This is a genomic window from Streptomyces sp. NPDC050145 (assembly GCF_044460245.1).
Classification (GTDB): Bacteria; Actinomycetota; Actinomycetes; order Streptomycetales; family Streptomycetaceae; genus Streptomyces.
In genome coordinates this window covers 78,819-88,252 of the sequence record NZ_JBITJS010000028.1, presented here as the reverse complement: position 1 = coordinate 88,252, position 9,434 = coordinate 78,819, and the positions used below count along the sequence as shown (strand labels likewise).

Sequence of the window (9,434 nt, the reverse complement as noted above, 5' to 3'; positions counted from 1 at the left end):
GACGTCGTCTTGAGCATGTTGATGAACTCGTTGCCGGTCGGCGGCACGATCACCCGCATCGCCTGCGGGATCACGATCCGCCGCAGCGTCTTCGAGTGCGACATGCCCAGCGCGTGGGAGGCCTCCGTCTGGCCCTCGTCGACCGACATCAGACCCGCACGGCAGATCTCCGCCATGTAGGCGGCCTCGTTCAGACCCAGACCCAGCAGTGCGGTCAGCAGCGGCGTCATGAACGAGGACCAGTAGTCCTTGTAGATGGGGCCGAGGTTGATGTACTCGAAGACCAGGCCCAGGTTGAACCAGATGAACAGCTGGACCAGGACCGGGGTGCCGCGGAAGAACCAGATGTAGAACCAGGCGATCGTGCTGGTCACCGGGTTCTTCGACAGGCGCATCACGGCCAGCGTGATACCGCCCACGACACCGATCAGCATCGACAGGACCGTCAGGAGCAGCGTCTTGCCGACACCCGTCAGGATGCGGTCGTCGAAGAAGTACTCCGGGACCGTGCTCCACTGGATCTTGCCCTGCCCGAAGGCATAGATGATCGAACCCAGCAGCGCGAGGGCCACCACCGCGGCCAGGTAACGCCCGTAATGCCGGACCGGAATCGCCCTGATGGCTTCCGGCGCGGTCGCGGGCGGCGGCGTGTCCTCGGGGCCGCCGCCCGTCTTCTCGATGTCAACAGACACGGATCTTGCCTTTCAACGACTTCTACGACCGAGGTGCGTGGTCACTTACCGCCGTTGACGGTGGCTTCCTTGACGGCGCCCGCCTCGACGCCCCACTTGGCGATGATCTTGTCGTACTCGCCGTTCTTGATGATCGCGTCGAGCGCGTCCTTGATGGCGTCGCGCAGCTGCGTCTGGTTCTTGGCCACGGCGATGCCGTACGGCGCGGCCTCGACCTGGTCGCCGACGATCTCGAAGGCCTTGCCGCCACCCGTGGTCTTCACCGCGTACGCGGCGACCGGGAAGTCGGAGGAGCCGGCGTCCGCGCCGCCCGAGCGCAGGCGGGTCTGGGCCTGCTGGTCGTCGTCGAAGGCCTGGATGCCCAGCGTCTTGCCCTTTGGGCACTTCTTGGCCTGCGCCTTGGCGAGGTCGTGGGAGACCGTGCCGCGCTGCACGACGAGCTTCTTCCCGCACAGGTCGTCCCAGGTCTTGATGCCCTGGGTCTTGCCCTTCGGGGTGTAGATCGAGACGCCCGCGTTGAAGTAGTCGACGAAGTCGACGCCCTCGCCGACCTTCTTGCCGGTGTCGGAGTCGACACCCTCCTGGCGGTCCTTGGTGTCCGTCATGGCCGACATGGCGATGTCGTAGCGGTTCGAGCGCAGGCCCGTGACCAGGGTGTCGAACGTGCCGTTCTCGAACTCGAACTTCACGCCGAGCTGCTTGCCCATGGCGGCCGCGATGTCGGGGTCGATGCCGATCGCGTTGCCCGACTTGTCCTTGAACTCCACCGGCGCGTAGGCGATGTCCGAGCCGACCCGGACGACGCCCTTGTCCCGGATCTCCTTGGGGAGCTTGTCGGCCAGCGGCGCGTTCTTGGTGGAGGCGGTACCGCTGCCCGCGTCCTTGTCCTTCGTCTGGTCGCCGCAGCCGGTCAGCAGCAGGGTGCCGGCGACCGCGATCGCGCCGATCGCGGCTATCCGGGACTTCGCGGACGTCGCGTTCGTGCGGCGGGTGGTGCTTGCGGTCATGCTTGGTTCCTCCGGCAGGGTGAGGGAAAAAGCCGTGTGGTCGCACATGTTGTCGAGCATCGCGACCTCGCGTGGTTACGGCATCTTGCCATTCGGACTGCCCGATTCAGGGGGTCTGCGATGTCAAAATCGGATAACGGGTCGCCCAAGATCGCAACAGGCGGGCGCTGTAGGGGGCATAGCGGTGGATCTTCTGCCGATCCACGGCCCCGAGACCGCAGATTCTTCGGTGGACCGCCCCTCGTCTCACCATTCGGGCGACCCCTCGCCCGCCTCGCGTTCGACTTGTTGAATTGTCCAGACATTCGGCTATGAGTCATGTCACCGAGGCGTGATCGATCACGTACGGGGTCGTCCGTGGCCCCGTCGGTCAGGTAAGAAGGTTCTTTACACCCCTCATCCGGGGCACAGGGCGCGCGTGCGGCGCGCCCGTCGTGTACGCACCCGCACGGCTGGTCACAAACGGACCGGCCGGGTCGTACGCGGTCCCGCCCGTTCCTCACCAGGAACGGACCCACCCTCAACTGAAGCAATAAGACTTAAGGGGTCAGAAAAGTGGCAGCGGAGATCGTCAATCCTCGCAGCGACGCCAATACGGGCAACGAGGGCACTGACGAGCCCTTCGACCCGGTTTTCGCGCTGCACCGCGGCGGCAAGATGGCCGTGCAGGCCACCGTGCCGATCCGTGACAAGGACGACCTGTCCCTGGCGTACACGCCCGGCGTCGCGAAGGTGTGCACGGCGATCGCCGAGCAGCCCGAGCTCGTCGACGACTACACGTGGAAGTCGAACGTCGTGGCGGTCGTGACCGACGGTACGGCCGTCCTGGGGCTCGGTGACATCGGTCCCGAGGCCTCCCTCCCGGTGATGGAGGGCAAGGCCATTCTCTTCAAGCAGTTCGGTGGCGTGGACGCCGTGCCGCTCGCGCTCTCGACGACCGACGTCGACGAGATCGTCGACACCGTCGTGCGCCTCGCCCCGTCCTTCGGCGGCATCAACCTGGAGGACATCTCGGCACCGCGGTGCTTCGAGATCGAGCGCAAGCTCCAGGAGCGACTGGACATCCCGGTCTTCCACGACGACCAGCACGGCACCGCCGTGGTCACCCTCGCCGCGCTGAAGAACGCGGCGAAGCTCAGCGGGCGCGAGCTCGGCGAGCTGCGCGGTGTGATCTCCGGCGCCGGTGCGGCGGGCGTGGCGATCGCCAAGTTCCTGCTCGAGGCCGGTCTCGGCGACGTCGCCGTCACCGACCGCAAGGGCATCGTGAGCCGCGACCGTGAGGACCTCACCGCGGTCAAGCGCGAGCTCGCCGAGATCACGAACAAGGCGGGTCTGTCCGGCACGCTCGAGGACGCCCTCGCGGGCGCCGACTTCTACGTCGGTGTCTCCGGCGGTACGGTCCCCGAGCCGGCGGTCGCCTCCATGGCGCCGGGCGCCTTCGTCTTCGCGATGGCCAACCCGAACCCCGAGGTGCACCCCGACATCGCCGCCAAGTACGCGGCCGTGGTCGCGACCGGGCGCTCGGACTACCCGAACCAGATCAACAACGTGCTGGCCTTCCCGGGCATCTTCGCGGGCGCCCTCCAGGTGCGGGCCTCGCGGATCACCGAGGGCATGAAGATCGCCGCCGCCGACGCGATCGCCGACGTCGTGGGTGACGAGCTCGCCGCCGGTTACGTGATCCCGTCGCCGTTCGACGAGCGGGTGGCCACGGCTGTCACCGCCGCCGTGGCCGCTGCCGCTCGCGCCGAGGGCGTCGCGCGGCGCTAGCGTCGTCGCGGATCTTCCGCGTTCTGGTGGATCGTCCGCGTCCTGGTCGAGGCCCCGCTCCGGCGGGGCCTTTTCCATGCCTGCACCCGCGTGTGTTCCATGCCCGCACCCGCGCGTGTTCCGTGACCGCTCCTGCGCGTGTTCCGTGACCGCTCCTGCTCGTAACGCCGGGGCGGCGCGTTGCGCCAGAGGGCGTGTGTCACAGCGGCGGACGGTTCCCCGGCCGGGGTGCTGGGCCTATCGTCGGGGCCATGTTCGCCGCCTACGCTGCCCGTATCGACCGTGATCAGCCGCTGAACGGACTGGAGCTGGGGGAGCGGCCCGCCCCCGCCGACCGGCCGGGCTGGACCACCGTGAACGTCAAGGCCGCCTCCCTGAACCATCACGACCTGTGGTCCCTGCGCGGGGTCGGACTCGGCGAGGAGGCGCTGCCCATGATCCTGGGCTGCGACGCCGCCGGGATCGACCAGAACGGCAACGAGGTCGTACTCCATTCGGTGATCGGCGAGACCGGTCACGGGGTCGGACCGCGCGAGCGCCGGTCCATCCTCACCGAGAAGTACCAGGGCACCTTCGCCGAGCAGGTCACCGTGCCCGAGTGGAACGTGCTGCCCAAGCCGAAGGAGCTCTCCTTCGAGGAGGCAGCCTGCCTGCCCACCGCCTGGCTGACCGCGTACCGGATGCTCTTCACCAACGCCGGGGTGCGTCCCGGTGACTCGGTCCTCGTGCAGGGCGCGGGCGGCGGTGTCGCCACGGCCGCGATCGCGCTCGGCAAGGCGGCCGGGCTGCGCGTCTTCGCGACCAGCCGCGACGAGGCCAAGCGCAAGCGGGCCCTGGAACTCGGGGCCGTCGAGGCGCTGGAGTCCGGGGCGCGGCTGCCGCAGCGGGTGGACGCCGTCATCGAGACCGTGGGCGCCGCGACCTGGTCCCACTCCGTGAAGTCGCTCCGTCCCGGCGGCACGCTGGTGATCTCCGGCGCGACCAGCGGCCCCAACCCGCCGGCCGCCGAGCTCAACCGCATCTTCTTCCTGGAGCTCAAGGTCGTCGGCTCCACGATGGGCTCCAAGGACGAGCTGGAGGACCTGCTGTCCTTCTGCGCCGCGACCGGGGTGCGCCCGGTGATCGACGAGGTCCTGCCGCTCGACCGGGCCCGCGAGGGCTTCGAGAAGATGGCGGGCGGCGACCTGTTCGGCAAGGTCGTTCTGACGGTCTGACCCGTCTGACCCGTCTGGGTTCGGTGAGGGAGGGGCGCCCGTGTGGGCGCCCCTTTTTCGTACCCGTCATGTCAACTGGGGTTGACGCCCGAGAGGTGTCAACTTACATTGACATCATGACCGAGGCAACGGATCTCGCCGAGCAGGCGGGCGCCCGCGACCCGCGCGTCGGATTGCGGGCGGTCGCCGCGCTGCGGCGGCTGCTGGAACAACTGGAAGCGGTACAGGTGCGCAGCGCGCGCCATCAGGGCTGGTCGTGGCAGGAGATCGCGGCCGAGCTGGGAGTCAGCCGGCAGGCCGTGCACAAGAAGCACGGGAGGCGATGATGTTCGAACGGTTCACCAAGGGCGCCCGCGACGTGGTGCGGGGCGCCGTCGACAAGGCCGAGCAGGAACGCGCCCCGCGGGTCGACGAGGGCCATCTGCTGCTCGCCCTCCTGGAGGCCCGCGGCACCCGGGCGGCCTTCGCCCTGGGCGCGCTCGGCGCCGCCACGGATGCGCGGCGCGCGGCGATCGGACGGGGCCTGACCGAGGCGCGGCGCCGGGCCGGACTCTCGCGGGCCGACGCCGAGGCCCTCGCCGGGCTCGGCATCGACCTCGACGAGATCGTCTCCCGCGTCGAGGACGCCCATGGTGTCGGCGCCCTGACCGGCGGTCGGCGACTCGGCGGGCGCCGCCCGTTCACCCAGGAGGCCAAGGGCGTCCTGGAGTCCTCCCTACGGATCGCCCTGGCCCACCGCGACCGCTCCATCGGCGACCAACATCTCCTCCTCGCCCTCGCGACCCGCCCCGGCACAGCCATGGAGGTCCTGGCCGAACACGGGGTGACGGTGTCCGGGGTGGAACGGGTGCTTTATGGCTCGGACTCGGACTCGGGTTCGGAGTCGGACCCGGGCTCGGGCTCGGGCGGGGGTGAGCGCGGGGAGGCGGCGGGCTGAGGCGGGCCGGAAGGGGTGGCGGGTGAGGTGCGGGTCGGAGATGGGGGCGGCCTGAGGTGCGCGCCGGGGCTGGTGGCGGGCCGGGGCTTCCGGCCCGCCGTACCGCTGGTCCGGGCTCGGCGGCGCTCCGCCGAGTCCCGCCGGGCCCGGCCGGCCCGAACGCCCGCCCGGCGACCTCTACCCTCGCCCCCCTACGGCCGCGGAGCTCTGAGCGCCGCTCCGATGTGGGCCGCTGCCTCCGAGAGGTGGCGGCGGGCTTCCTGGAGCTGGGTCGGGGAGACCCCGTGGTCGCGGGCCGCGTCGCGGATGTCGTCGCGGAAGCGGTCCAGGAGGCGGTCCAGGTCGCGGGCCGGGTCACCGGTGCTGTCCTCGGGCGTGGCCCAGGACGGGATGTACTCGACCGGGATCTCCTCCGACGCCGGGCGGTACGTGGGACCGGCGGCACCGGAGCTCGCGGAACTGCCGGAGCCCGCCCCGGTGTCAGAGCCCGCCCCGCTGCCGGTGCCGGATCCCGCAGCCGAGCCCGCACCCGCAGCCGAGTCCGGGCCCGCGACCCCGTCGGAACCCGCCGCCCTACCGGCACCCGCAGCCGAGCCGGCACCCGCCCCCTCATCGGCGCCCGGCGCCGCCCCCTGAGGCCGGGGGCGGCCCGATTCCTTGCCGAAGGTCTTGCCGAACTCGCCGAACTCCCGGGCCAGCTCGGACAGCCCCTCGCGGACCCCCGTCGGCCAGTCGCCCCGCGCGAAGTGGTCCTGCACCTGGTCCTGCACCCGCTTGGCCATGCGCTGGAACTCCTCCTGCGCCTGCGCCCGCACCTTGTCCTGCGTCTCCTTGGCCTGGCGGCGCGCCCGCTGGGCCTCCTCGCGGGCCCGGCGGCTCTCGTCCTTCGCGCGCCGCGCCTGCTCCTTCCACTCCTGCTTGGCCCGGCGCAGCTCTTCCTTGGCGGCACGCCAGGACTCGTGGTCCGTCACGTCCGCCAGGCCGCCAAGGCCGAGCCCCGGGCCGGGGCCGGGACCAGGGCCAGGGCCAGGGGTGGTGCCCCGGGCGCCGCCTGCCTGTGAGGTCGCGGCCCGCACCTCGCGGCGCAGGTCGCCCGCCGCGCCCCGCACGTCGTCCCGGATCTCGGCGGCCAGCTCGGCCACCGACTCCCGGATCTCCAGCTCCAGGTCGGCCAGCTCCCCGCTGCGGTCGGCCAGCTCGGCGCGGCCCGCGTCCGTGATCGCGTAGACCTTCCGGCCGCCCTCGGTCGTGTGGGTGACGAGCCCCTCGGACTCAAGCTTGGCCAGCCGGGGATAGACGGTGCCCGCCGACGGCGCGTAGAGCCCCTGGAAGCGCTCCTCGAGGAGCCTGATCACTTCATAGCCGTGGCGCGGCGCCTCGTCGAGGAGCTTGAGGAGGTACAGGCGCAGGCGGCCATGGGCGAAGACGGGGGGCATGTCAGAGCACCTTCTTGTCAGCGTCGCCGGTGTCGTCGGCGGGAGTGTGCGGCCCGGTCCCCCCGTCGAACGGGTCGTCCTCGCCCGGAGGCCGGCGCAACAGCGCGATGGAGCCGGAGACCGTGGTCGCCTTGAGGCTGCCGGTGCCCGCACCGAGCCTCCCGGTGATTTTATGGGCGCCCCACTGGCCGGAGACGCGCAGGCCGTCGAAGGCGTTGGACACCGCTCCGCTCGTCGTGTTCGCCTCCACCTCCGTGTCCGCCGGGTGCGGGATGCGGATGGCTATCTCGCCGGACACGCTGGTCAGGCTGACGTCGGTCGGGCCCGCCGGGTCCAGGTCCACGATCATCGCGCCGCTGACGGTGTCCGCCTTCACGAAGGAACCGGAGCCCTCGACGACGGTCAGATCGCCCGACACCGAACTGAACCGCAGGTCACCCGTCACCGCCTGGGCCTCCACGCTGCCGGAGACCGTGCCCGTGCGCACCGGGCCCGTGACGCCCACCAGGGTCGTGTCACCGGAGACCCCCTTGATCTCCGTGCGCCCCTCGATGCCGGAGACCACCGCGCCGGCCCCGACCACGCCCACCTCGACCCGCGTCCCCGTGGGCACGGTGAGCGTGACGACCGCGCTGCGGTGCCAGCCCTTGCGGTCGAGCCACTTGAGGAAGCCCTTCCAGGGCAGGTCGTCGTAGGCCACCGACAGCGTCCCGCCCCGCTGGGTCACGGTCAGCGGCGGTCCCTCGATCTCCGAGACCTCCAGGCGGGCGGAGGGGTCGTCGGTGCCCACCACGTTCACCGTCCCGTTCACCACGCGCACATGCAGGGCCGTCACCGGCTCGTCGAAGACGAGCTTCTGCGGCTCCGCCACGGACCACTCGGGCATGGTGCGACCTCCTCCACCGTGAACGCGCCATATCGCGTCCTCCGTCAAACACGATATATCGCGGATACGGGAAGTCAAGACTGTCGCGGCGGCGGTCCGCGACGGTCACCCGCACGAGTGACCCCCACCTCCGACCCGTCCCCACCCCACCCGCCCGGCCCCCATTTATGGCCGAACCCTGACAAATTGACCTAGCGTGAGCCCATGTCGTCGTCCCCGGAACCCGCCGGAGCCCTGCTGCTGTGCCGCGCCGAACCCGCAGTGGTCGGCCCCGCCGCCCACCTGCTGCGGCGGCGCATGCTCCTCGCGCAGGCCGGCCGCGGCTGGAGCGTCCTCGTACCGGAGACCAAGCCCTGGCTGGACGGCACGGACAACGCCGACGGCACGGACGGCAGGGAGGGGGCGGAAGGCACCGGCGAAACGATCGAGCGGATCCTCGGCGGCTGGGCCGGCGCCCTCGCCGTCGGCGCGCCCTGGCCGACGCTCGCGCTGTGGTGGGACGCGGACCGCAGCGGCTTCACGCTCGCGTCCGGGTTCCGCCGCCCCGTCGGCTACGTATGGCTCGCGAACGGCACCCCGGCCGGTGAGGACGAGGCCATGCGGACCTTCGCCGCCCGCCTCGGGCTCGACCCCGTACTCGACATGCAGTCGCTCGACGCGCTCACCGAACCCGACAGCGGCTCCGACGCCCGGGCCCGGATGCTCGGCCTGCTCGCGGTGCTCCGCCGCACCGGGCTGGCCCTCCCCGCGGGCCTGACCCCCGGCGAACCCGCCGACCGGCTGCGCGAGGTCGCCCGGATCCAGCCCGACGCCGAACCCGTCTCCTGGTCCGGCTGGCGCGACGCGATGCACGCCGAACTCGACGTCGTCGAGGGCGCCGGCATCGGCCCCTGGCTGCGCGGCCCCAAGGCCCGCTGCGTCGCAGCCGCCCAGCTCGCGGCAGGTGTCCCGCTCGTCCTGCACGGCCTGCGCCGGCGCAGCGGGGTCTGGCTCACGGCAGGGGCGGTGCTGCTCGCGCACGGCGCGCTCGGTCTCGCGTACGATCGGATGCGCTCGGCCCGCGACTGACGCCCGCCCCGGCCTCGTACGCGCACTCCAGCAGCCTCGTACGCGCGCCCCAGCCTCGTGCGCGACCCAGCGTCCTCGGGTTCCTACTCGTCGTCCTCGTCGTCGTCGTCCAGCCGCGCCAGCCACGTGGCCAGGCGCTCCACCGGCACCTCGAAGTCCGGGTTCAGGTCGACGAACGTCCGCAGCTGCTCGGCCAGCCACTCGAAGGTGACTTCCTCCTCGCCGCGCCGCTTCTCCAGCTCTTCGATGCCACGGTCGGTGAAGTACAAGGGGTGCTCCGTGCTGCTCGTCCTGCTCGTGGTGCGTTGTCCCTGCCAGGATAGGCGCGGCCCGGCGGGTGACGGACGGGCACCGGGCGACGACCGTACGCTCTCGCCCCGGCCGCCCCCGCGAGCTAGCCTGATGACTCATCAATGCCTGTGGG

Annotated in this window: 10 protein-coding genes; 5 read left to right on the top strand and 5 right to left on the bottom strand. The window is 71.3% G+C overall.

Going from position 1 to position 9,434, the window contains the following annotated elements:
• Positions 1-692 (bottom strand): amino acid ABC transporter permease (locus tag ACIBTU_RS37250; RefSeq protein ID WP_399131167.1); only part of this gene is annotated, 692 nt, incomplete at its 3' end.
• 41 nt (positions 693-733) lie between these two features.
• Entirely contained in the window at positions 734-1,699 is a 966-nt protein-coding gene (locus ACIBTU_RS37245) for an ABC transporter substrate-binding protein (protein WP_399131166.1), read from the bottom strand.
• 555 nt (positions 1,700-2,254) lie between these two features.
• Here ACIBTU_RS37245 and ACIBTU_RS37240 point away from each other — a divergent pair.
• The 4 genes from ACIBTU_RS37240 to ACIBTU_RS37225 all read left to right on the top strand — a co-directional run bounded on the left by ACIBTU_RS37240 (position 2,255) and on the right by ACIBTU_RS37225 (position 5,620).
• On the top strand, positions 2,255-3,469 hold the full coding sequence (locus ACIBTU_RS37240) for an NADP-dependent malic enzyme (RefSeq protein ID WP_399131165.1): 1,215 nt from the start codon (positions 2,255-2,257) through the stop codon (positions 3,467-3,469).
• Positions 3,470-3,720: 251 nt separating this feature from the next.
• A complete protein-coding gene (locus tag ACIBTU_RS37235; protein WP_399131164.1) occupies positions 3,721-4,683 on the top strand; it encodes a zinc-binding dehydrogenase in 963 nt (320 codons plus the stop codon).
• Positions 4,684-4,799: 116 nt separating this feature from the next.
• Positions 4,800-5,009: a helix-turn-helix domain-containing protein gene (locus tag ACIBTU_RS37230; RefSeq protein ID WP_384620296.1), complete on the top strand. Its 210-nt coding sequence runs from the start codon at positions 4,800-4,802 to the stop codon at positions 5,007-5,009.
• On the top strand, positions 5,009-5,620 hold the full coding sequence (locus tag ACIBTU_RS37225; RefSeq protein ID WP_399131172.1) for a Clp protease N-terminal domain-containing protein: 612 nt from the start codon (positions 5,009-5,011) through the stop codon (positions 5,618-5,620). Before ACIBTU_RS37230 ends, ACIBTU_RS37225 begins: the two co-directional genes overlap by 1 nt.
• A 191-nt stretch (positions 5,621-5,811) precedes the next feature.
• Here the strand turns inward: ACIBTU_RS37225 and ACIBTU_RS37220 are convergent, their stop codons facing one another.
• Entirely contained in the window at positions 5,812-7,056 is a 1,245-nt protein-coding gene (locus ACIBTU_RS37220; protein ID WP_399131163.1) for a helix-turn-helix transcriptional regulator, read from the bottom strand.
• Between the two features lies 1 nt (position 7,057).
• Positions 7,058-7,942, bottom strand: a complete 885-nt coding sequence (locus tag ACIBTU_RS37215; protein ID WP_399131162.1) for a DUF4097 family beta strand repeat-containing protein — start codon at positions 7,940-7,942, stop codon at positions 7,058-7,060.
• Positions 7,943-8,146: 204 nt separating this feature from the next.
• Between ACIBTU_RS37215 and ACIBTU_RS37210 the strand changes: the two genes are divergently transcribed.
• A complete protein-coding gene (locus tag ACIBTU_RS37210) occupies positions 8,147-9,010 on the top strand; it encodes a hypothetical protein (protein WP_399131161.1) in 864 nt (287 codons plus the stop codon).
• Between the two features lie 83 nt (positions 9,011-9,093).
• Here ACIBTU_RS37210 and ACIBTU_RS37205 read toward each other — a convergent pair whose 3' ends face one another.
• Positions 9,094-9,279 (bottom strand): DUF6104 family protein, encoded by a 186-nt coding sequence (locus ACIBTU_RS37205; protein WP_281210560.1) that lies wholly within the window; start codon positions 9,277-9,279, stop codon positions 9,094-9,096.
• Between the last annotated feature and the right edge of the window lie 155 nt (positions 9,280-9,434).

Coding starts and splice junctions, on each gene's coding strand:
- ACIBTU_RS37215 (WP_399131162.1), bottom strand. CDS start 7,942: ATGCCCGAGTGGTCCGTGGCGGAGCCGCAGAAGCTCGTCTTCGACGAG.
- ACIBTU_RS37235 (WP_399131164.1), top strand. CDS start 3,721: ATGTTCGCCGCCTACGCTGCCCGTATCGACCGTGATCAGCCGCTGAAC.
- ACIBTU_RS37220 (WP_399131163.1), bottom strand. CDS start 7,056: ATGCCCCCCGTCTTCGCCCATGGCCGCCTGCGCCTGTACCTCCTCAAG.
- ACIBTU_RS37225 (WP_399131172.1), top strand. CDS start 5,009: ATGTTCGAACGGTTCACCAAGGGCGCCCGCGACGTGGTGCGGGGCGCC.
- ACIBTU_RS37245 (WP_399131166.1), bottom strand. CDS start 1,699: ATGACCGCAAGCACCACCCGCCGCACGAACGCGACGTCCGCGAAGTCC.
- ACIBTU_RS37230 (WP_384620296.1), top strand. CDS start 4,800: ATGACCGAGGCAACGGATCTCGCCGAGCAGGCGGGCGCCCGCGACCCG.
- ACIBTU_RS37210 (WP_399131161.1), top strand. CDS start 8,147: ATGTCGTCGTCCCCGGAACCCGCCGGAGCCCTGCTGCTGTGCCGCGCC.